General features: G+C 47.1%; 29 protein-coding genes. 18 read left to right on the top strand and 11 right to left on the bottom strand.

Annotation, left to right across the window (positions count from 1 at the left end; translation table 11 throughout):
* Positions 1 to 15 precede the first annotated feature (15 nt).
* The 10 genes from PMI05_RS05660 to PMI05_RS05620 all read left to right on the top strand — a co-directional run bounded on the left by PMI05_RS05660 (position 16) and on the right by PMI05_RS05620 (position 5,525).
* Positions 16 to 780: an energy-coupling factor ABC transporter permease gene (locus PMI05_RS05660; protein ID WP_007718521.1), complete on the top strand. Its 765-nt coding sequence runs from the start codon at positions 16 to 18 to the stop codon at positions 778 to 780.
* Positions 777 to 1,061, top strand: coding sequence for an energy-coupling factor ABC transporter substrate-binding protein (locus PMI05_RS05655; RefSeq protein WP_007718520.1), 285 nt, complete (start codon positions 777 to 779; stop codon positions 1,059 to 1,061). The genes PMI05_RS05660 and PMI05_RS05655 overlap by 4 nt, the downstream gene beginning before the upstream one ends.
* Positions 1,058 to 1,855, top strand: a complete 798-nt coding sequence (gene cbiQ / locus PMI05_RS05650) for a cobalt ECF transporter T component CbiQ (protein ID WP_007718519.1) — start codon at positions 1,058 to 1,060, stop codon at positions 1,853 to 1,855. Before PMI05_RS05655 ends, cbiQ begins: the two co-directional genes overlap by 4 nt.
* Complete coding sequence (locus PMI05_RS05645; protein WP_007718518.1) at positions 1,852 to 2,700, top strand: energy-coupling factor ABC transporter ATP-binding protein; 849 nt, start codon at positions 1,852 to 1,854, stop codon at positions 2,698 to 2,700. The genes cbiQ and PMI05_RS05645 overlap by 4 nt, the downstream gene beginning before the upstream one ends.
* Positions 2,701 to 2,755: 55 nt before the next feature.
* Positions 2,756 to 2,920 carry a hypothetical protein gene (locus PMI05_RS30975; protein WP_007718517.1) on the top strand — a complete coding sequence of 55 codons (165 nt, stop codon included), beginning with the start codon at positions 2,756 to 2,758 and terminating at the stop codon, positions 2,918 to 2,920.
* 196 nt (positions 2,921 to 3,116) lie between these two features.
* A complete protein-coding gene (locus PMI05_RS05640) occupies positions 3,117 to 3,611 on the top strand; it encodes a hypothetical protein (protein WP_039960318.1) in 495 nt (164 codons plus the stop codon).
* Positions 3,612 to 3,821: 210 nt separating this feature from the next.
* A complete protein-coding gene (locus PMI05_RS05635; protein WP_007718514.1) occupies positions 3,822 to 4,376 on the top strand; it encodes a hypothetical protein in 555 nt (184 codons plus the stop codon).
* A gap of 177 nt (positions 4,377 to 4,553) precedes the next feature.
* Positions 4,554 to 4,955, top strand: coding sequence for a hypothetical protein (locus tag PMI05_RS05630; RefSeq protein ID WP_238543255.1), 402 nt, complete (start codon positions 4,554 to 4,556; stop codon positions 4,953 to 4,955).
* Between the two features lie 21 nt (positions 4,956 to 4,976).
* Positions 4,977 to 5,156 carry a sporulation protein YjcZ gene (gene yjcZ / locus PMI05_RS31755; protein WP_081496796.1) on the top strand — a complete coding sequence of 60 codons (180 nt, stop codon included), beginning with the start codon at positions 4,977 to 4,979 and terminating at the stop codon, positions 5,154 to 5,156.
* 84 nt (positions 5,157 to 5,240) lie between these two features.
* A complete protein-coding gene (locus tag PMI05_RS05620; RefSeq protein ID WP_039960314.1) occupies positions 5,241 to 5,525 on the top strand; it encodes a hypothetical protein in 285 nt (94 codons plus the stop codon).
* A gap of 23 nt (positions 5,526 to 5,548) precedes the next feature.
* On the opposite strand, the gene PMI05_RS05615 is transcribed toward PMI05_RS05620, so the two are convergent.
* Together PMI05_RS05615 and glnA are read right to left on the bottom strand one after the other, a co-directional pair.
* Positions 5,549 to 6,262 (bottom strand): L,D-transpeptidase family protein, encoded by a 714-nt coding sequence (locus tag PMI05_RS05615; protein WP_007718509.1) that lies wholly within the window; start codon positions 6,260 to 6,262, stop codon positions 5,549 to 5,551.
* A gap of 121 nt (positions 6,263 to 6,383) precedes the next feature.
* Positions 6,384 to 7,802, bottom strand: coding sequence for a type I glutamate--ammonia ligase (gene glnA, locus PMI05_RS05610; RefSeq protein ID WP_039960323.1), 1,419 nt, complete (start codon positions 7,800 to 7,802; stop codon positions 6,384 to 6,386).
* Between the two features lie 225 nt (positions 7,803 to 8,027).
* On the opposite strand from glnA, the gene panE reads away from it, so the two are divergent.
* The 3 genes from panE to PMI05_RS05595 all read left to right on the top strand — a co-directional run bounded on the left by panE (position 8,028) and on the right by PMI05_RS05595 (position 11,240).
* The gene (panE, locus tag PMI05_RS05605) at positions 8,028 to 8,957 is read left to right on the top strand and encodes a 2-dehydropantoate 2-reductase (protein WP_007718506.1); all 930 of its coding nucleotides are present in this window, start codon (positions 8,028 to 8,030) and stop codon (positions 8,955 to 8,957) included.
* A 59-nt stretch (positions 8,958 to 9,016) separates the two neighbouring features.
* Positions 9,017 to 9,952, top strand: coding sequence for a 4-hydroxy-3-methylbut-2-enyl diphosphate reductase (locus tag PMI05_RS05600; protein ID WP_007718504.1), 936 nt, complete (start codon positions 9,017 to 9,019; stop codon positions 9,950 to 9,952).
* Between the two features lie 67 nt (positions 9,953 to 10,019).
* Positions 10,020 to 11,240 (top strand): MFS transporter, encoded by a 1,221-nt coding sequence (locus PMI05_RS05595; protein ID WP_007718502.1) that lies wholly within the window; start codon positions 10,020 to 10,022, stop codon positions 11,238 to 11,240.
* On the opposite strand, the gene PMI05_RS05590 is transcribed toward PMI05_RS05595, so the two are convergent.
* Positions 11,230 to 11,619: a cupredoxin domain-containing protein gene (locus PMI05_RS05590; protein ID WP_007718499.1), complete on the bottom strand. Its 390-nt coding sequence runs from the start codon at positions 11,617 to 11,619 to the stop codon at positions 11,230 to 11,232. The two genes, PMI05_RS05595 and PMI05_RS05590, sit on opposite strands and share 11 nt — an antisense overlap.
* Positions 11,620 to 11,877: 258 nt before the next feature.
* Here PMI05_RS05590 and PMI05_RS05585 point away from each other — a divergent pair, with 258 nt between their 5' ends.
* From PMI05_RS05585 to PMI05_RS05570, 4 genes are all read left to right on the top strand, one after another.
* Positions 11,878 to 12,375, top strand: coding sequence for a DUF3574 domain-containing protein (locus PMI05_RS05585; protein WP_157230854.1), 498 nt, complete (start codon positions 11,878 to 11,880; stop codon positions 12,373 to 12,375).
* A 115-nt stretch (positions 12,376 to 12,490) separates the two neighbouring features.
* Positions 12,491 to 12,838: a PadR family transcriptional regulator gene (locus PMI05_RS05580; protein WP_007718496.1), complete on the top strand. Its 348-nt coding sequence runs from the start codon at positions 12,491 to 12,493 to the stop codon at positions 12,836 to 12,838.
* Positions 12,838 to 13,527, top strand: a complete 690-nt coding sequence (locus tag PMI05_RS05575) for a permease prefix domain 1-containing protein (protein WP_007718495.1) — start codon at positions 12,838 to 12,840, stop codon at positions 13,525 to 13,527. The genes PMI05_RS05580 and PMI05_RS05575 overlap by 1 nt, the downstream gene beginning before the upstream one ends.
* Complete coding sequence (locus PMI05_RS05570) at positions 13,508 to 14,065, top strand: DUF4825 domain-containing protein (RefSeq protein ID WP_007718494.1); 558 nt, start codon at positions 13,508 to 13,510, stop codon at positions 14,063 to 14,065. The genes PMI05_RS05575 and PMI05_RS05570 overlap by 20 nt, the downstream gene beginning before the upstream one ends.
* Before the next feature lie 125 nt (positions 14,066 to 14,190).
* On the opposite strand, the gene PMI05_RS05565 is transcribed toward PMI05_RS05570, so the two are convergent.
* The 4 genes from PMI05_RS05565 to PMI05_RS05550 form a co-directional block, all read right to left on the bottom strand.
* Positions 14,191 to 14,868, bottom strand: coding sequence for a GNAT family N-acetyltransferase (locus PMI05_RS05565; protein WP_007718492.1), 678 nt, complete (start codon positions 14,866 to 14,868; stop codon positions 14,191 to 14,193).
* 248 nt (positions 14,869 to 15,116) lie between these two features.
* A complete protein-coding gene (locus PMI05_RS05560; RefSeq protein WP_007718489.1) occupies positions 15,117 to 16,124 on the bottom strand; it encodes an inorganic phosphate transporter in 1,008 nt (335 codons plus the stop codon).
* A gap of 19 nt (positions 16,125 to 16,143) precedes the next feature.
* Entirely contained in the window at positions 16,144 to 16,761 is a 618-nt protein-coding gene (locus PMI05_RS05555) for a DUF47 domain-containing protein (RefSeq protein ID WP_007718486.1), read from the bottom strand.
* Between the two features lie 81 nt (positions 16,762 to 16,842).
* A complete protein-coding gene (locus tag PMI05_RS05550) occupies positions 16,843 to 17,457 on the bottom strand; it encodes a LysE/ArgO family amino acid transporter (protein ID WP_007718483.1) in 615 nt (204 codons plus the stop codon).
* 147 nt (positions 17,458 to 17,604) lie between these two features.
* Here PMI05_RS05550 and PMI05_RS05545 point away from each other — a divergent pair, with 147 nt between their 5' ends.
* On the top strand, positions 17,605 to 19,053 hold the full coding sequence (locus tag PMI05_RS05545; RefSeq protein ID WP_007718481.1) for a PLP-dependent aminotransferase family protein: 1,449 nt from the start codon (positions 17,605 to 17,607) through the stop codon (positions 19,051 to 19,053).
* 42 nt (positions 19,054 to 19,095) lie between these two features.
* On the opposite strand, the gene PMI05_RS05540 is transcribed toward PMI05_RS05545, so the two are convergent.
* From PMI05_RS05540 to proC, 4 genes are all read right to left on the bottom strand, one after another.
* Positions 19,096 to 19,428 carry a spore coat protein gene (locus PMI05_RS05540; RefSeq protein WP_007718473.1) on the bottom strand — a complete coding sequence of 111 codons (333 nt, stop codon included), beginning with the start codon at positions 19,426 to 19,428 and terminating at the stop codon, positions 19,096 to 19,098.
* A 13-nt stretch (positions 19,429 to 19,441) separates the two neighbouring features.
* Positions 19,442 to 19,762 carry a ferritin-like domain-containing protein gene (locus tag PMI05_RS05535; protein WP_007718471.1) on the bottom strand — a complete coding sequence of 107 codons (321 nt, stop codon included), beginning with the start codon at positions 19,760 to 19,762 and terminating at the stop codon, positions 19,442 to 19,444.
* A 104-nt stretch (positions 19,763 to 19,866) separates the two neighbouring features.
* A complete protein-coding gene (locus PMI05_RS05530; RefSeq protein WP_007718468.1) occupies positions 19,867 to 20,673 on the bottom strand; it encodes a hypothetical protein in 807 nt (268 codons plus the stop codon).
* 78 nt (positions 20,674 to 20,751) lie between these two features.
* Positions 20,752 to 21,246, bottom strand: a 495-nt coding sequence (proC, locus tag PMI05_RS05525) for a pyrroline-5-carboxylate reductase (RefSeq protein WP_007718466.1), incomplete at its 5' end; no start/stop codon positions are given.

Below are 21,246 nucleotides of genomic sequence, written 5' to 3'. Positions count from 1 at the left end.
GAAGGAGGAATGAACATGAATCGATCTCGTCTCGTATCGACTTGTCTGATGATCGCGGGCTTTGTCCTGTATTTTTTGCTCAATGAACCAGAGACAGGACATGCGATGCACATCATGGAAGGGTATTTGCCATTATCCTGGGCCTTATTTTGGTGGGCTGTCTTCTTGCCATTTTTTATTCTTGGGATTCGCTCGATTAACAAGATTGTAAAAGAACATCCCGAAATGAAGCTCCTTATTGGCGTTGCTGGAGCGTTTGCGTTTGTTTTATCTGCATTGAAAATCCCTTCGGTTACAGGTAGCAGCTCTCACCCGACTGGGACGGGGCTTGGCGCCATTATGTTTGGGCCTTTTGCGATGTCTGTGTTAGGGAGCATGGTGCTCTTGTTTCAAGCCTTGCTTTTGGCACATGGAGGTTTGACTACACTAGGGGCAAATGCTGTATCCATGGCTGTAGTAGGACCACTGGTGGCATACGGAATCTATCGGATGATCATGAAGGTCAACGGAAGCCAACGTCTGGCTGTTTTTGCGGCGGCTGCTTTGGCTGACCTCGCTACCTATGTGGTGACTTCGATTCAACTGGCACTCGCATTTCCAGCTGAATCTGGTGGAGTGTTGGCCTCGTTTGCCAAATTTGCAGGAATTTTTGCATTCACGCAAGTACCGCTCGCAATCAGTGAAGGTCTGTTGACCGTCCTCGTTTGGAACTGGTTGTTATCTTACAACGCAAAAGAGCTTACACAGCTTCGTTTGCTCAAACGGGAGGAATCGCTGTGAAAAAAGGATGGAACTGGCTTTTACTCTTGGGGGTAATCGTACTCGCGATTGTCCCGCTGTTGCTGGTGCAGGATTCGGAATTTGGCGGCGCAGACGGCGTGGCAGAGGAAGCGATCAAGGAAATTGCTCCGAACTACGAGCCGTGGTTTCAACCGCTGATAGAACCACCAGGGGGAGAGACGGAGAGTCTATTGTTTGCGGTGCAGGCGGCGTTGGGAGCGGGAGTGGTTGGCTACGCTGTAGGCTTGTACAAAGGTCGGTTGGATAAACGGAAAAAATGAACGGGCTGCAACCTGATTCTCTCTCTTATCAAAACAGGCTGAAACGTCTGCCGCCAGCTCATAAGCTATTGCTGGCGAGTGCATTGTTACTACTCGTCTTGGTGGGACATGTATGGATGCAGATGGCCGTCGTTGTTTGGATGACGGTATGGGTAGTGGTGTATGCCCGTATTCCTGTCCGTATCTATTGTGCCTTTATGATCGTGTCGCTCTCGTTTTTCGTGTCGGGGCTCCCTGCCCTATTGGTAGAAGGGGCGAGAGCAGGAGAAGTACACGTCCAGGTCGTGGCAGCATGGGAGTTGGGTTCGTATGTGCTCTATGTGCCTATGTCATCATTTGGTAAAGTTTGGGTTTTGTTTTGGCGTACCATGGCGAGCTTATCTTGCTTTGCTTTCATTTTGTTTACCGTGCCGTTTGCTGAAACCTTGCAGGTACTTCGCCGGCTTCGTATGCCTGTCCTTGTGACTGACTTATTAATGATCATGTATCGGTTTATTTTTGTGTTGGTAACGATTTCTCACCAGCTATGGATTGCCCAACGTTCTCGGGGAGGTCACCGCGGCTTCCGCGCGACGCTTCGAGATGCAGGGGTTCTCGTTGCGCAATTGTTTGTCAGAGCAATGCGCAAATACGAAGCTTTGCACAAAGGAATGGCGGCTAGAGGCTTCGGGGAGAGCATGCAGGTGCTCTCGTTTCATACACATGCTCGTTCGCGACGCTATGAGTGGGAGTCAATCGTAGGCTGTATGCTGCTGGTACTGCTTGAGTGGTGGACAGGAGGTTGGTGGTTATGACATCAAGGTTGTTGGAGTTCATCGATTTGCAGTACACGTATTCGGGAGGGCGGGGACCCGTCCTGTCAGGGCTGTCCTTATGGATTCCAGAGGGAAAAAAATGTGTCCTTTTGGGACGAAATGGCTGTGGGAAGTCGACCTTGTTCTTGCATGGAAACGGGATCATCGAGCCACAGCAGGGACAGGTGCTGTGGAAGGGGAAACCGCTTGTATACAAACGAGCCGCACTGCAAGAGATGACGCAAAAGGTAGGCTTGGTCTTTCAAGATCCCGAGCATCAGCTGATCGCAAGCACGGTCGCGGAAGATATATCCTACGGTTTATGCAATCAGAAGCTGCCTGAGGACGTAATCCGGGCAAAGGTAGAAAAGGTGCTGGATGCATTCGGATTGAGAGAGCTGGCAGAAGCTCCGATTCATCATTTGAGCCTGGGACAAAAACGACGTCTGGCACTCGCGGGGGTCATGGTCATGGAGCCCGAGCTTTTGCTATTGGACGAGCCTACTGCGTATCTGGATCGCTATCAGACAAAAAATTTGCTGCGGGAGCTCGATACCATTCACCGGCAAGGAACGACTGTTTTGATGGCGACACATGATATGGATATTGCCTTTGAATGGGCAGAATGGATTTGCATCATGGATGAAGGCAGGCTTGTGTTCGCGGGAGATCCGCAGGAGGCATTGGAAAATAGAACTATGCTGGAGAGTCTTCATCTGGGTATGCCGTTGCTCGTTGATGTGTGGGAGGCACTGCCTGAGCAGTGGAAGCGGGAACTTGGCGGAAATATTCCCCGTTCGGTCGACGAGCTGCGAAAAATGCTCAGTGTTCAGCGGGTTTGGTGAATGGAGTGGGCGCTTTCGGGTAAGCTAACCCCAAAAAGCCATGGAGGTACACAGTATGGAACAAGACTCTATCACGAGCACATCGGTCCCGAATCATCAGGAAAAAGGAATCTCTCGCCATGTAAAGGATGAACTGATGTATCAAGTATTGGAGAAAGAGATGACTACCGACGAGCAGGAAAAGAAGCTAAAAGATGATTATTTAAAAGGAAAGGCGTAAATTTGCGCCAAAAAGCCCTTCTCGCCACATAAAGGCATGAAGGGCTTTTTTACATGGGATGGTTTAAGTAATATTCACGGTAGAGCAAATCTTGACCGCGGGTAAGAAGATTTGTGCGAATTTTGTAGGGATATGTCCATTCATCACGAATAACGTAAAGAAGGCACTTACTTACAATGGGAGAAGTGATGAGGTTGTGATTTCAACTTTGAATAAGACGCTATGTGTTCAGCAACTCGTAGAAAAATTAAGAGACAAGCAGCTTCTTCATGTACCAATCGCTGATCTTCGAGAATCCAATAAAGTGTTGTATGAATACGTCAATCAGCTCAATGACTCGATTGCGATCATTCCGACCACGATTAATTCTGTTATTACAGGCGTCATCCGTTTCCAGGAAGGGTACTTTATTACCTTGGGCATGCTCATTTGGAAAGACGCCAACAAAAAAGGGGCGTTCAAGGAAGGGACGTTTCTTTTTTACAAGCATGACGCTCATGATTCGATTGAGGATTGCGTCCATATTACCAATTCCATCGAAAATCACAATCTGATGGAAAGTTTGTTCTTTGCGTGCTGCGAGAGCAAGGATGGAGATTCCGTACTTTCCTATTCGCATATCGAGCATGCGATTACATACGGAGAGCTGTATCGTGATATGAAGTCCAAAATCAAAAAAGGGTTTGCGTAGTTTTTTGTTAGTAGAGCAACTTTACATGCCAAGTTTCGGATGATATACTACTGAAAATTTATCAAATATTCCAATTGAAGAGGAGTTTTCCTACTTGATGATCAAAAAGTAACGTCTTGCCATTCACCAGTTGGCCCGACCCCCTCCATGTAAATGGTTTTGTCTACCCACAAATAAAAACCACTTACAACAATATGGAGGAATATCACGATGAGTAAACCTGAAATGAATGTTGCCTTAGTAGTCGGTCCGGATACGGACCTGGATAGCCAAGCAATCCGAAATACACTTGAGTATTTTGGAGCTCGAGTCTTTACGTACTGGATTGGTCGACCAAGCGATTTGATCGATGTATTGAATGGCAGCGACCTATACCCAAATACCGACATGATTATTCTGAATTTCCATGGCGATGAGGGAAGCCTCATCATGCCAGAACTGGGCGAGGACGTTTATGAGGAAGGAGAACCAAAGGGTGATTTTGGTCCTGACGAGGTAAGGCGTTTTGCCAAGCTGGATGGAAAAATCGTGTTAGGTAACGGATGCTCGCTTGGTGATCCCGAATTAGCGAAGGCCTTTCTGGACAGTGGTTGCCAGACGTATATCGGGCCAGAGGATTACCCAGACGGAAATTCTGCGCTGATGTTCGCACTGCGCTTTTTCTACGAGGTAATTCAAAACAAGAAAAGCGTGGAAGAAGCTTTTCGAATCGCAAAAGCAACTGATGAAGAAACCGAGATGTATCAGCTTTATGTAAAAGAGTAATTACAACGCAAAGGGAGCCTTGAACTAGGCTCTTTTTGCATTCTTATGCCTGAAAAGTCGTACATGTGTTATTCGTATTTGTCGAGAATTGTCAGGTTGTTATTCTTGTTGGTAGTCATATTTTGGATTATGGTAGGAGAGATTTATTTCAATTTAGGGGGAATTTCTTTGAAAAAAATGGCTTTTTTCATAGTGGCTTTCGCCATCATGTTGGTTGGATGTAGCTCCGGGCAATCAACGGATACGGTAGCACCTGTTCCAACAACGCCAGCTGACACGGCTCCAGCTGAAGGAACCGCGCCAGCTACACCAGCACAAGAAGCGACTGCTCCTGCAGTGACAGAGAAAGCAACGATCACGAAGAGTGAATTTGAACAGATTGAAAATGGGATGAGCTTGGAGGAAGTAAAAAAAATAGTGGGCGGAGAAGGCGAACTGCTTGCTGAGGTTGGGAAAAAGGGAGAGGAAGGACACACGATCGTCTACATGTATAAGGGAGAAGGGGCGATTGGGGCAAATGCGAATTTTTCTTTCCAAGGCGGGGTTCTGCAAGTAAAATCGCAAATCGGACTTCAATAGCATGAAAAAGGGCGCAGGCAAATGCTTGCGTCCTTTTTGCTTAGTAGGTCATGGTACAGGCAAAATAGCCGCGATACGCATACAGTACTGTGTCTAAGGAAAGGAGGAGGCAGAATGGGTTTCTTTAATGGCTTTGATGACTTTGCTCTGATCCTGGTATTGTTTGTTTTGCTTGTCATTGTCGGATGTGATTGTGATTAGGAAATGGGTTTAGCAAAAGAGTAATGCAAAGGGACATACAATCCCTTTGCATTATTCATTTATGAAACGAGGTGAGAGTGAAGAGTGGCTAGAAAAATCAATGGTTTTACCCCAGAGTTTTCTGACTGGCTCAAGTCAAATAAGGTCTCGGTCAGAAAGCTGCAAAAAAATCCTGAATCCCTTGGTCAGTATTATCAAGAGTGGGCAAAAACAAGCCGTAGGACGAGAAAAGAGTCTAGAGCGCCAAGGGTTTCAAATCTAAACCTTGATATGGATTCCATTTTAAATGGTGTACGCATAGCGAACGAGGTATTCAGAACGTTCCAAGGAACAAATGGGATTGGAAGCATGTTTAGAAGGTTCATGTAGTGTATCACGAATCTTGTCGGGATTTATTCCAGCAATCCAAGCTCTTCGTATACCTTTTTGGACACGACACCGTTTGGTATTAACTTTCGATCCCGTTGAAATTTCTTTAGAGCTGCAGTTGTCGAGGATCGAAACTTGCCATCGCATACCCCGTGATAATAACCAGCGCTCTTCAATCGAGATTGGATGAGCTGTACATCTCCACCAACATCGCCTTCGGCTAAATCTCTAGGGTCGTGGCTCGGGTCCCCCAATATATGACCATAAATCGTTACTTTTGTTCCGAGTGGAATCATCTTGAACAGTTCGATGACGTCGTTGTTTCGCATGCGGATACAACCATGGCTCAAATGCTGTCCGATGGAGTGTGGCTTGTTTGTGCCGTGGATGCCATAAATTCCCCAAGGGACGTTTAAGCCTAACCATCGTGGACCGAATGAGGGTCCCCAATCTTTTCCTTTGGATATGATTTTGTATTCTCCAACTGGTGTAGGTGTAGAAGGATTACCAACTGCAACCTGATAAGTTTTTACTGTTTTTCCATGCTTTTTGACAATTAACTTATGTTTTCTAGGATAAACCTCAATCGTAATAATCCCTTGGTCGCTTATGATTGGTAACGAATGCTCGGCGTAAACGATTTTTTGACCGATTTCTATTTCAACAGGAAAGCTTACGGTTAGGAGAAGTATTGCAGCGAAACAAATGAGCAAGCGAGTTATCGTTCGATTCACCATTGTAAATGTTCATCCGATCATCTGTTTTTTTCACAGTACAACTTTAATTTGTGTATGGAAACAGCGTTTTATTCGGGAGCATGTAAAAGCCCTCCTCAGCTGAGAAGGGCTGTTTCTTTGCTTATAGGTCGTAATACAGCTCATACTCTTTCGGATTCACAGTCCGCTCGACTTGCTCAATCTCACCGCGTTTTTGTGCAATCCAGCCTTCAATTACTTCTTTTGTGAAGACATCTCCCGCGAGCAAGAAGTCATGGTCTTGTTCAAGTGCGACAAGTGCTTCTCCGAGAGAGGCGGGAGCGCTCTTGATTTCGTGTTTTTCTGCATCGGACAAGTCGTAGATGTTTTTATCCATTGGGCCAAAGCCCAGTTCACGCGGGTCGAGCTTGCGCTTGATTCCATCGAGGCCAGCCATCAGCATGGCAGCAAAAGCCAAGTACGGGTTAGCAGTAGAGTCCGGGGTGCGGAACTCAATGCGAGACGCTTTTGGCGTAACCGCAGCAATCGGAATCCGAACAGCAGCAGAGCGATTTCCTTTGGAAAAGACCAAATTCACGGGTGCTTCGTACCCGGGAACTAGACGCTTGAACGAGTTGGTGCTTGGGTTCGTCAAGGCGATCAGAGCAGGGGCGTGGTGCAAAATACCGCCAATGTAGTGTAGCGCAGTCTCACTTAGGTTTGCGTAACCGCCTTGCTCATAGAACAACGGGGTATCGCCGTTAAACAAGCTTTGGTGAACGTGCATACCAGATCCGTTGTCGCCAACGATTGGTTTTGGCATGAAGGTAGCAGTTTTGCCATGTTTGGCAGCTACGTTGCGCACGATGTATTTGAACAGCAATAAATTGTCTGCTGTACGAGTCAGTGTATCGAAACGGAAATTAATCTCACCTTGACCGGCTGTTGCCACCTCATGGTGATGGCGCTCCACATACATGCCGCATTTCGTCATCAACGTGCACATTTCATTGCGGATATCCATTTGGGAGTCGGTTGGTTGAACAGGGAAGTATCCTCCCTTGTTACGTACTTTGTAGCCGAGGTTTTGTCCTTCTTTTCCTGTGTTCCAGAAAGCTTCTTCTGAATCGATGTGAAAGAAGGAACCGGACGGACCAGAGGCATAGCGTACGTTGTCAAAGAGGAAGAACTCGGATTCTGGACCAAAGTAAGCAGCGGTAGCGAGGCCGGATTGTTGCAGATAGGCTTCAGCCTTGAGTGCAATGCCACGAGGATCGCGTGTGTAGACGGTGTTGTCTGGATTGACGATGTTGCAGATGATATTCATGGTTTTGGTTTCTACGAATGGATCGATGAAGGCCGTTGCTGGATCGGGCATCGCTACCATGTCGCTTTCTTCAATGGACTTGTAGCCGATTAGACTGGAGCCGTCAAATGCAACGCCATTGCGGAATGTTCCTTCATCTACCGCGTAGGCAGGAACTGTGACATGGTGTTGGCGGCCGAGCAGGTCAACGATGCGAAAATCTACATATTCCACTTTTTCTGCGTCAATTGTGGACAAGACTGTTTTCATATCCAACATGATTCACTCCATTCACGAATTAAATTTACGAATTCATTATCAACGTTCGGTTTTTCCTTAATTTCTATATTCCGAATTATATCGACAATTCACATTGTTCGTCAAGAGGTTTTCTGACGTTTGTTGTCAGATTTTCTAACATTATATTGTGGGGTTTAGAAAATGGTTACTTTCTAATAAAATGTAGACAAACCAAGACTTATAAACGCGGAGGCGATATAGATGAAGGTTCTCGTACTGGGAGCGGGGGGCATTGGCGGTTATTTTGGTGGCAGGCTGGTTGAATCTGGGGTAGATGTAACATTTCTTGTGCGCGAACGTAGATACAAACAGTTGCAGGAGCGAGGCTTGCGCATTCAGAGCATTCATGGGGATTTGCTTTTGGAACAGCCACAACTGATTCAAGCAGGGGAGGAAGCAGGACCTTTTGATGTTGTGCTTTTGTCCAACAAAGCTTACACGCTAGAAGATAGCGTTGATGCCATCGCTCCGTACGTAGGCGAGGACACGGTCGTCATTCCACTATTGAATGGAATTGCGCATATGGAGCTGCTGTGGGATCGTTTTGGCCGGGAGCGTGTGCTCGGAGGTCTTTGTTTCATTGAGACGACGCTGAATGCTGACGGAGATGTCGTGCAGACAAGTCCTATTCATGATACGGTTTTCGGTGAGTGGGAAGGCGGCAAAAGCGAGCGTGTAGAGCGAATTGAGCAAGCTTTTTCCAAGATCAATGGAACGATGCGTGCAAGCGCAAATATTCAACGGGAAGCCTGGCACAAATACTTGTTTATTGCGACGTTTTCCGGTATTACCACACTGATGAATTCCGCTGTCGGTCCTATCCGGGAATCGGCTTGGGGCGTAGAGTTGACACGTCAGCTCGCTGAGGAAATCACTTCTGTTATGAACGCTTTGGGGGCACCAATCAAGCCGGATATCGTCGACAAGCAGATGGAGACTTTCCAGAATCAGCGTCCTCAAACGAAATCTTCAATGCTACGTGATATGGAAAAAGGCCTTTCGGTGGAAGCAGATCATCTGCAAGGCTATCTCTTGGAGAGAGCGGAACAAAATGGCTTGTCCACGCCACTTTTAAAAGTTGTCTACAATAATCTGAAGGTTTACGAACAGAAGCGTGCAGGAGACAAATAAGGTATAATACGGGGTGAAATGCTTTCGCTCACGCATTATAAAAAGTAGGAGGGGTAAAGATGGAAGTCATCAAGATTTCCCCCCGTGGATATTGTTACGGTGTAGTGGATGCCATGGTCTTGGCACTGCGAACAGCGCAAAACTTTGACTTGCCCCGCCCGATTCATATCTTGGGCATGATCGTACACAATGCTCACGTCGTCGAGGCGTTTGAAAAACAAGGGATAAAAACATTGGATGGAGAGGATCGACTGGCTCTCTTGGATCAGATCCATGAAGGAACAGTAATCTTCACTGCCCATGGGGTGTCTCCTGAGGTGCGCAAGAAAGCGCGCGATAAAGGCTTGACCGTCGTCGACGCGACTTGCCCGGATGTAACAAAGACACATGATTTGATCCGTGAAAAAGTAGCAGAAGGCTATCATGTGCTCTACATCGGCAAAAAAGGACATCCAGAGCCAGAGGGCGCTATGGGGATCGCGCCGGATCACGTACATCTTGTTCAAAAGCTGGAAGAGCTGAACGCGCTCGATCTGCCGACAGACAAGCTGATCGTAACGAACCAGACGACGATGAGCCAATGGGATGTCAAACATCTGATGGACGCCATTCTTCAGCGTTTTCCAGGCGTGGAAGTGCATAATGAAATTTGTCTCGCTACACAGGTTCGTCAGGAAGCTGTAGCAGGGCAAGTTGGAGAGACAGATTTGTGCATTGTCGTAGGCGATCCGCGCAGCAACAACTCCAATCGTTTGGCACAGGTCTCGGAAGAAATCGCGAATGTTCCATCGTATCGAATCGCTGATTTGTCTGAGCTGGACATTGAATGGTTGCGTGGAAAGAAAAATGTGGCGGTAACTTCTGGAGCTTCGACGCCGACTCCATTGACGAAGGAAGTCATTTCCTTCCTGGAGCAGTTCGATGAGTTCAACCCGGCTACATGGGAGAAAAAACGGACAGTCAACATGGCGAAAATATTGCCAACGGTAAAATAAATAATGTAGGCATGCTCTGTGTTATGTTTTCTTACACGGTTAATTAACCTCAAAATAGGAGAGTTATATGCCAGAATTACTTTCCGGTATAGGGCTGGGGGGCGCAAAAGGCAGATACGTAAGTCTTTGCGCCCTTTATCTTTTTATTTACTACGGGTTTGGCGCTTTTGCTCCGCTCATTACGCAATACTACGAATCCATCCATCTAACTGGGACCCAAATTGGTCTCATCAGTGCAGTCGCGCCGATCGTTTCCATAGTGGCGCAGCCGATGTGGGGTATGATCTGTGATCGCTATCAAATTCGCAAAACTGTGCTGATTCTGACATTGATCATCACCGGCTTGGTGGGACTTCTCTTTACGGGTGTTTCCACCTTTGTTTACGTATTTTTGCTCTACATACTTCTGTCGTTTTTTCAAAGTGCTGTCGTTCCCATCTCAGATAGTTTGGCTCTTGGTTATGCCAAGGGACATGGCATGCAGTTTGGCGACATTCGCTTGTGGGGAGCCATCGGCTTTGCACTAGCGGCATTCATCACAGGTCTTCTCGTCGAGCAATGGGGGCCACATGTTCTTTTTTACTCGTTTTGCTTGGCGTTTCTGATTGCCATTCTGTTTCTTCAGAAGGTTCCGGAAGAAGTGACAGAGGCTTCGCGGTTTCGTGTCAGTATGCTTGCGGGGATCAGGGATTTGGCGCGTATTCCGCGATTTGCGCTGTTTTTGATTTCATCGTTTTGCATGATGGGCTCTGTGAATGCCAATAATATTTGGTTTTCCCTGTTTTATCAGGATATCGGAGGAACCATTGCCGGAATCGGTCTTGCCTTCTTGTTGTTTGCAGGCAGTGAGGCTCCTTTTATGAAGCTGGCAGGTTATATTGTCCGCAGGTGGGGACTGGAGTTGACGCTCTTGCTATCTGCGATTTTTTGCGCGATGCGCTGGTTCTGGTATAGTTCAGCTCCGAGTACCACTGCCGTGATTGCCATGTTCTTTGTGCAAGGGATTTCAGTAGGCTTTTATTTGGCGACAGCAGCCCAATTTGTGCGCGAAAATACGCCCGCATCCCTTCAGGTGACGGCGTTGGCCATCTTCTTTTCGGTAGGAGGCGGGCTTGGTGCGATGTTTTGTAATTTGGTAGCAGGGTGGATCAAAGATTCGTTTTCGGTGCTAGCCATTTATTTGTTTTTTGGAATCATCACCGCGATCGGGATCATTCCTCTGCTCATGATAAAATTCGGACGGTGGAAGCAAATCTCACCAGACGAAGAAGTGCAAACTAGTCAATGACGAGCATGCCTTGGAAGCCTGTTTCCGGATAGCCAGGTGCGTCTGATACGAAATGAAACCGACCGCGTTTGGCGGCTGAAAACTGTAAAAGAGTCGATTGGGTCGGCTTCAGCTCTGTAGATGCAAGGTTTAGATCACGAATGGATAGATTGTGAGGGCGCGTATCGGTGTTGACGATCATCAACGAGACTCGCTCTCCTTCGTGTGCAGTCAATTGATTGGGCAAAAAGCCAGCGCTAGAAATCGTAACGGTATGTGTCCGCGTCGCGACAGCGTACGAAGCGGGCAGGCGATGGTGATGATGTGTCCAAAGTAGCGTTAATGTCACAGCCAGAGCGATGATTGGATAACGAAGCTGCCGATACCAGTGACGAGACATTTTGCTTTCAACTCCTTTGAGGACCATAGCTTGGGAAGTTACTATTATCCTGTCCTCGGAGTGAGGGGGATAAACACCTTTTTCCTATTCGGATGAGGTCAATAACTAGATCTCTTACATGAGGAATGTCTCGTGTAGGGCTAGCCTACTAATCCCGATGAGTAAGCCCGTGTCTTCGGGTGGATTCATTTCCGTGTTGCGCTACATTACAATGGAAATTGGTTTTTATATCCAATCCATGAAGGGGTTGAAAAGCGCATGAAAAAAATCGTTTCTAGAATGATCGGATTGTGTATGGCCGCACTGCTTGTACTTTCCTTGCAATCTGCAACAAATCCGCTCCAAGCTCTTGCTTCTACGAAAGCAGCAACAAATACCGAGACGACATCAAAAACAGACAAAAGTGCCTTGCAAAGCCAATTCCACTTGAGTCATGTTGTCAAAATCTATGTCCCATCTACGATGAACGGAAGCATCCCGGTTACAGATGAAGTTCATGCAAAATACGTCGACCAATCATTGACGAAATTTTCAAATCTCTTCGGAGGAGCGACCGCCATTAGCGGAACGGGTGGATGGGTAGACGATAACAAAAAACTGATCAAGGAGAAAGTCACGATCGTTTACAGCTTCGCTGAAAAACTCGACAATCAGGCACTGGATGAAGTCGTAGCCTACGCCAAACAATTGAAGAAGGATATGACGCAATCCGCTATTTCTCTTGAAGTGGACGGTAAGATGTACTTTATTGAATAAAAGGGTGGAGCAAAAAAGACTGTTGTGCTGTAACGGTCTTTTTTTTGCTTTCTGTAACACATTACTCTGTCATACATAGTAATATGTGTTATGCTATAGCTGCGAGGTGAACGAGATGAGTGACAGCAGTATCAGCAGTGACATTATCCGCGGTCATATCGATACGATTATTCTCCGTGTCCTGTGTGACGGCGATAACTATGGATACGAAATCATCAAAGCCATTTTCAAAAACAGCGGTGGGCGTTACGAATTGAAAGAGCCTTCCTTGTATACCAGTTTGAAAAGACTAGAGGCACACAAGCTGATTGCTTCGTACTGGGGAGATGAGAGCCAGGGGGGCAGACGCAAATATTATCAGGTGACAGAAGCAGGGAGGGAGGCGTACGAAAAAGCGCTGGCATCCTGGAAAGTCGCTAAAGAATTGATTGACCAGCTCATCGAAAGGCGGGAGGAAGTGTGATGGAGAGTTTACAGCACTATGTCGATCAATTGTTTCAAAAATATCGAGGAAGTAAGAAAATCGAGGAGCTCAAATGGGAAGTATTGAGCAATCTGGAGGCAAAGGTCGCCGACTTAGTTGCAGATGGGCTATCACTGGATGAAGCGGTGAAAAAAGCAAAAGCCAATCTCCCTTCGATTGATTCGATTGTCGGAGAACGCCGCCAAGTATACATATTTCCACTTGTGCAAGAGTTGTTGCAACTCGGATTGTTGTACGTACTCATTGCCTGGATCGTGACTATGCCTCTGCGAATTTGGGGCATGGGTATCTTTTTGAACTATAGTCTGTTTGCGATTTGCATCCTCATCGGAATCGTCTATTTGATCTTGCTAGGTAGCAATCGACCGGCTTCCTCACATCATTTGACCAGTCTGAATGTGCGGTCTGCTTTTTTGCTGCGAAAAACAGGCTGGATGCTGTGGGCGCTTTATATTGTCGGGACACTCGTCTTTACGACTGCGCTCTATTTTGGCAGTAATCTATGGTTTTCAACGCCAGTGAATCTTACTGGACCTTATCAATTCGCTAACGTTGCCGTATCATATGCGCTGCCTTTTCTCTCAATCCTTATACCATTGTGGCTCCACGCCATTCCGCGGCTTATTTTAAAATACGATGTAGGGGAAGGTGACGTCATTGCGAAATAAAATCATACTTGCCTTGGTTCTCATCGGGGTTGTCCTGTTCATGGTCATTCAGATCGTCATTATCCCGGAGAACGAAGCGCAATCAGAGCAATATCAATTGGCTCAGCAAAGCCCGCTGACTCACGATTTGGAATCCATTTTGCCATACAAAAACAAGTACATGGGCGCTACTTCGAATCTGGTTATGTTCAATCATCTGCCGTTGGATCAGCTCAAGAGAACCTTTCAGCTTCGTCCGGAGAAGTTTACGATTGAGATCCATTACGAGGACAAGACGACCGACGTCGAGGCGAAATTGTTCAAGCAAGCGATGCTGTATAACTCCGTGTCAGCCTTTGCACTGGTAGACAATTTGCAAACAATCGAATACCGTTTTTCAGATACTACGATTGTTGCCACACGAGTTGCCATGCAGGGCCTCTTCGGTGAAGATTTAGCATCGTTGTTGACGAAAGAAAAGTGGCGAACAAGTGTGCAAGACAAGTTGCGGGATGATAAATTTGTTGAAGAGGGTATGAAACAGCTTATAAATGAGTAAGACAAAAGCAATGCAAAGGAGCTTCTATGTTATGCATTGCTTTTTTTATTTTTGGATCGAACAAAAGGGGAAGAGGGAAATAGAGGCCATCCTTTCCAGAATGGCCTTTCATTTTGATGTAAACCTTAATATATCGAAATATCCGTTCCATAAAGGTGAAGACGAAGGCGTTTAGCAATGGACAGCGAAGAATAATTATCCCATGATGTACTATATAAAGGAATCCTTTGAGACCGTCTTATCGCTTGGGCCCATGAGGACGTTACGTGCATCGCATATCCTTTTCCTCTATAATCTTTCAATGTTTCGACTCCGGCCTCTGCAGCCTTATCGCTACTTCTTGCGCTAAAACAGACAGATACGGCCATGTTGTTTTCCGTCACCATAAAACAAGGTCCTCGAAACTTCAGTTCCGATAAAAGGGTAGGAAACCCTGGTTCCAAGCAGTATTTATTCTCTTCAGTGACCAAGGTGGCGTCTGTGTAATCCTTTACGGTTTCATGAAATGTAAAAGCCGGCCCCATCCATAAGCTTCTAATTTTTCTGTCTTTCTCCAACGCGTGAATAACATTAGGCAGTTGCTCGGTTGAATCACCCTGATTCAGGGATTGCATGATGTCATGGATTATGCGATTTGGTACGTCGCTGTGAAATCTTACAATACTGCCAGCAACAGTCTGTCCCCAAAAAAATCGAGGAGCAGGCTGGTTCGTTGGCTCATTAATCGTTGTGATACGTCCAGCATGATCATGAATATAGAGTACTCTTGCTTGAATACTCATTAGTTCTAAATAGTTGTACAAAGGCTTACCTCCTCTATTGATCACTCACCCTTTCCCTGTACAAATTAATTATCATCAAAGATCACTCGCTCTCGGCATAATCTGTATTCAAGATATCATCTTTCAGAAGCAGTTTGAATTGTCTTCTTTACGTTTCAACAAGTAAACTTGCCGTCATTTGAGATACGGTTCTCCGCGCTAGTCTTACTTGGGCTTTTTATTCGGATAAAAGATAAAAGGGGCGAGCCCGTCACTCGTCCCTTTTGCTTTTAGATAAATACATGTAACAACAAATAGATGGCCGCAGCCAGTAAGGCAGAGATCGGCAGTGTAATAAACCAGGTGATCACGATGCGTTTAGCGACGCCCCAATTGACGCTTTTCAGCCGTTTGGCTGCGCCGACCCCCATGATCCCGGAAGAGATGACATGGGTAGAGCTGACAGGCAAACCTAGCTGCGTAAAAGTAAAAATGATCGAGGACGATGTGAGGTCGGCCGTGGCTCCATTGATTGGTTCAATCTTGGTGATTTTGCCCCCGACCGTCTTGATGATTTTCCAGCCTCCGACAGAGGTTCCCAAGCCCATCGCGAGCGCACAAATGAACTGCACCCAAAAAGGAATCGTGCTCGTATCTGCATGCAGGTCAGCGGCTACAAGAGCGAACACGATAATGCCCATCGCTTTTTGTGCGTCATTGGTTCCATGTGTAAAGGATTGCAGGGCCGCCGTGAAAATCTGAAAGAGGCGAAAACCCCGATTAACCTTGGTAGGGGGAATCATGATCCGACTAAAAATGAAATAAACCAAATTCATCATGAGGTAAGCGGCAACCAGCGCGATAACCGGTGACACAATAAGCGCCTGGAAGATTTTTAAAAAACCAGCCCAGTTGATTTGCGCGCTCCCGGCAGAAGCAAGGACTGCACCTACGAGTGAGCCGATGAGGGCATGAGACGAACTGCTCGGGATACCGTACCACCACGTAATCAAATTCCAAAGGATCGCAGACAAAAGAGCTGCCATGACCACAAGCACACCGAATTCCAGCTTGGCTGGATCGGCGATATCTCCACCGATAGTTTTGGCGACCCCGGTAAATGTCAGGGCACCGATAAAATTCATGATAGCTGCTAGAGCAATGGCAATTTTAGGCGGGAGAGCTTTGGTGGATACGGTGGTTGCAATGGCATTGGCTGTATCATGAAATCCGTTGATAAAGTCAAAGGAAACAGCCAGGATAATAACCGCAATAACAAGAGGAAGGCTCGTATGCATGAAAGTAGGTCTCCTTGGTTTAAGAGTTGCCCATGATCACGGATTCCATCGCATCGGCGACATCCTCGCAATGATCCATGACATCTTCGAGCACTTCGTAAATCTCTTTGAGCTGCATAATGTGAATCGGATCGCTCGAGGTCTTGAACAATTGCCGGATGCTCCCCCTCACCAATTCATCCCCTTCGCTTTCCAAATCGTTAATGCGGATGATGTACTCCTTCATTTCAGACAGCTTTTGCTTTTGGAGCAGCTCGATGGCGAGAAGAATTTGCTTGGTAGCGTCTTCGATGAGTTGCCCGAATCTGACCATCGTTTCATCTGCTTCAATAATGTCGTACATATAGAGCCTCGAAGCGCAAAACTCCAATCCGTCCAATACGTCATCCAGTTTGACGGCAAGGTCCAGGACGTCCTCTCGCTCGATGGCTGTAATAAATGTCTTGTTGATTTGCACGATGATTTCATGGATGAGCTTGTCGCCTTTTGTTTCGTACTCCTTCATCTCTGTAGAAAAGGTTTTGACAGTCTCCAATGAAGTTATCTTGTATTCATTAAAATAGATCGCTGTTTGATGCACATTTTTCGCAATCTCATACAAGTCATCCAAGAGTGCATCCGATTTGGTAAAAAGCATAAACAAACCTCCACTTCGAAAACCCGATTAGAAGTATTTTGAGTGGAGGAGGTGGGGATTATGCACTTTTTCACTAACTCTTTACGTCGTTAGTAATTGGGCTGCCATATAGACGGCCACTCCCCACATGATCACAGCTGAAACCATATTCATACCACGCTGTAATTTTCCAGACTGATCCAATCGTCCTGCTGTACGACCAGCTACGGAAAGGCCGAAAAACCAGAGACAGGATACGAGAATGCAGGCAATCGTAAAGCCCCATTTTTCTGTTCCGGTATAGCTGAGTGAACTGGTGCCGATCACGCCGATCGTGTCGAGAATCGCATGTGGGTTCAATAAAGAGACAGAGGCAGCAAACATGATTTGCTTTTTTGCAGAAAAGCGCTCTTTCTCTCCATCCTCCGTATTTGGACGGCTACGCCACGTTAAATATCCCATGTACATCAAAAAGAAGAAGCCGACGACATACAGAACTGTTTTCAGCCATGTGACTGTCAATACGACCAAGGAAACTCCCAATACCGCCAATAAAATGAGCAGGGTATCACAGAGTGCCGCAGTCAGTACGACTGGCATGGCGCGAAGTAATGTAGGTTGTAGAGCCCCCTGATTAAAAACGAAAACATTTTGTGCACCGAGCGGTAAAATAAGTCCAAAAGCAAGCACAAAACCGTGCAAAATCGCTTCCAGCATGATCATTTCCTCCCCGTTTCTCTCTGGATGCAAAGGCTATTTGCATTACTGTCATTATTCACGTTTGTGAATCCGTTGTCTCCAGCCAATTGGTTTACATCCAAACCAACCAATTTGTACAATGATAAGACGAGGAGGAATGTGCCTGTGCTGACGATAGACTGGAAGCCTGACAAATCATCTGACATACCGATCTACGCGCAGATCGTGGCTTATATCAAGGGGAAAATTGCAGGCGGAGAGTGGCCGATCAATAGTAAATTGCCAACACAAAGAGCGTTAGCGCAAGCCTTTGATGTAAACCGCAGCACGGTGGTGACGGCGTTGGAAGAGCTAAAAGCGGATGGCTTCATTGAAACAACAGTAGGCAGTGGCTCCGTCGTTAGCAACAACACGTGGTCCTTGCTGACGACCACACCTCCCCCCAATTGGCTGGGCTACGTTCAGGCAGGGGCGCATATCCCCAATTCGCCGACGATTCAGGATATCAATCGTTATGAGCCTGACCCCAGGTACATTCGTTTGGGGACAGGTGAGCTGTCGTCTAGCTTGATTCCGGTTGCGGAGATGGAAGAGGTCATGGCTAGCTTGCAAGGCAAAATGACTCATCTCGGATATTCGGAGCCAAAAGGGCTGTTGCCTTTGCGTCAGGCGATCAGCAATCATTTGCGGAGCAGGGGGATCGAAGCTTCTCCGGCTTCTATTTTAGTCGTTTCAGGGGCCCTTCAAGCCCTGCAGTTGATATCGATTGGCATCCTTCACCGTGGATCTGCCATCTTGCTCGAACAGCCTTCGTATTTATTCTCACTGCCTTTGTTTCAATCATCGGGAATGCGTCTGGTTGGTGTACCGATGGATGCAGAAGGAATCTCTCCCCACGTGCTAACGAGACAAAAACAGGCGCATAACGCGGCACTACTCTATACGATTTCGGCTTACCACAATCCGACGGGGATTAGCCTATCAGAAAATCGAAGGGAGCAAGTGCTGGCGGCATGTGAGCGGGAGAGATTGCCTGTGTTGGAAGACGATGTTTATGGAGAATTGTGGTTGGACGAGCCAGGGCCATTGCCGTTGAAGGCGAGGGATCAGAGCGGGTTGGTCTTGTATTTGGGCAGCTTGTCCAAAACACTCAGTCCGGGGTTGCGGATTGGTTGGATTGTAGGGCCTGAGCCTGTCATTGAACGCCTCGCGGATGTGAAAATGCAGACAGACTACGGAGCGAGTGCTATTTCCCAATGGGTGGCGACAGAATGGCTCACAAGCGAAAGATATTCCCGGCATTTGGATCGTCTAAGAGCGGCACTGCGACACCGAAGGGACAGGATGTGCGAATGGCTTACTCGCTGGTTTGACGATCTGGCAGATTGGCATATTCCAGATGGCGGATTTTATATTTGGCTGCGTCTGCATCAGGCTGTTTCGATGCGCAAGCTTTTTACGGAAGCATTGGCAAAAGGGGTCCTGTTAAATCCCGGCTTTGTATATGATCAGACGGATAGTCATCATCTTCGCTTGTCCTATGTGTACGCAGAGGAAGCCGACATGGAAAAGGCGTTATTTGTCTTATCGCAGCTCCTGCGTGGCAGGGGGTAATGGAAAGAAGACACCTGCTTGGGTCAGGTGTCTTCTGTTATTTCAATGATAAGGGAACTGCGTGGAGTACCCGCTAAACTGCTGATATGCTTGCTGCAGTTGTTGCTGTTCGGCAGCCTCCAGCTTGTACCATCCTTTTTGGAACATGAGATTGAAAGCATCGCGCGCTGACTGATGGGTTTCATTCAAAATTTGTACCATGTCATCATAAAGCTGCTGGTGGCTGGCTTCACGAACGGCGATGTTAAAGTTATCCGTCAAATACTTGCACGTAGCCAGACAGTCGTTGAGGTAGTCACGATCGTTCATTTGTGGTCCTTTTACTTGTGGCAGCTGACCGGATTGCGGATTGGCGATCTGGTTTTGGTTTGGCATCCCGATTCCTCCCTTATTGCATTTGATGTTGTGGTTGGGATTGCTGTTGCTGGGACTGTGTCTGCGGAATGGTCGCCATCACTGCAGTGTTGTTGTTTTGCAGGTGACTCAGCAGTTTTTGGTAGTGTCGTTGATGCATTTGTCCTTGCTGTTCCAGACATTGCTTGACCTGGGGATCAGTAGCTTGCTGTGCGAAAGCATGCAGCTTTTTGAAAGCGATCAGTTCCCATGACAAAGCATCCTTGAGATAGCTCAAGTCCTTTGTCGTAATGACCTTGGGTGGTTCGGGAATCGGAGCTTGTGTAAAGGGCTTGGAAGACAGGATGGATGGCATTGGGTTGCTCCTTTCAGATGGAATCATGTATAGGATGAGCAACAAGTCAGGATGTAACCCCTGAGGATTGCAGCCAAAAAAAAATCCGGTCGCAAAGGACCGGATCAGGTTAGCTCCAGCGAAGAAACGACGATGTCGATGCTGGCGGGAGCGATATTGAGACAATATTGGGCTTCTTTGTACAACGTAGATTGAAGGGCATGGATAAGTGCTGGAATATTTGTCATGTAAGGCAGTTGAAGAGCAATCGAAACCTGAAACCGAGGCAAATCCTCAAAGCTTGAGACGATCTTGACCACATGATGGACCTCATCAAACTGGCCGCAGGCCGCTTCCACGATTTTTCGCAACACCTGAGGATGAATCATGATGCGTCCACCTGAAAACGGAGGATGAACCACAGTTGTTTCCCCAATGACTTCTTTTTTCGAGCTGAAAATCTGTTGGGCAGAGGAGATGAGGCGCTGGAGGAAATCTTTTTCTACCTCCACACGCGGAATCGGTATCGTGTGCTTGCCCATTGTTTCCCGCACGTAGCGGGCAGCCTCGATTTCCTGCGGAGGCTTGATGGATTCAATTGGGATGAAGTCCACCTGAAAAGGCAAATGCAAGGCTTCGACGATACGACCAATCATCCGCTGCGAAGTTCCTAACACGAGTAGTCGGCTTGGTTGAATCTCGCCAAGACTTCGCCGTACTTCTTCAGCGTGCTCCTTATAATGAAAAATAGCTCGTTTTACCGCCTGAATTTTTGTCTTCTCATATTTGGCAGAGGTTCCGGCCACCTTGCGTCCCTGGTAAATCAGGATGCCATCATCAATAATGGCGTCGATGTTCATTCGGTGAGCAAGTTCTAATGCACTGGTGCTTTTTCCTGTTCCACTGGTGCCGTACAAGGCGTAAATTTCCATGGGACCTCCTTCGTCATTTTTCTCGACTATGCTTGATCTTTTTTATTATACATGACAAGGAGGAGGGACAAAACGACTTTACTGGTATTGTGCCCCCATCTCCCGCGATCTTTCCGCAGCACGCAGAATGGCTGCAGTGACGGCCTCCTGGAATTGATAGGCTTCCAATACTTCCAGTCCTGCCTGGGTCGTTCCACCCGGACTCGTTACTTTTTGGCGGAGAATAGAAGGCTCTTCGCGTGTATCGAGCAGCATATGTGCCGCGCCGATCACGGTTTGCAGCGTTAATTGGCGTGCCATTTCCCGATCCAGCCCCGCTGTGGCACCCGCCCCCATCATGGCTTCTACCAAATAGTAAATATAAGCAGGGCCGCTTCCAGACAATCCAGTAATGATGTCCAGCTCTTCCTCGGCGACTTCATATACAGTGCCAATTGCTTCGAAAAGTTTGGTAGCCAGCTCGCGGTGCTCTTCTTGAACAAAAGGATTCGCGCACAGTCCCGTAGCAGACAAACCAACGGCAGACGAAGTATTGGGCATCGTGCGGATGATCGGGCACTCTGCACCGAGCCA

This window comes from Brevibacillus sp. BC25, assembly GCF_000282075.1.
Lineage (GTDB): Bacteria > Bacillota > Bacilli > Brevibacillales > Brevibacillaceae > Brevibacillus.
The sequence above is the reverse complement of the archived record's forward strand: the minus strand, read 5'-3'. Positions and strand labels throughout refer to the sequence as shown.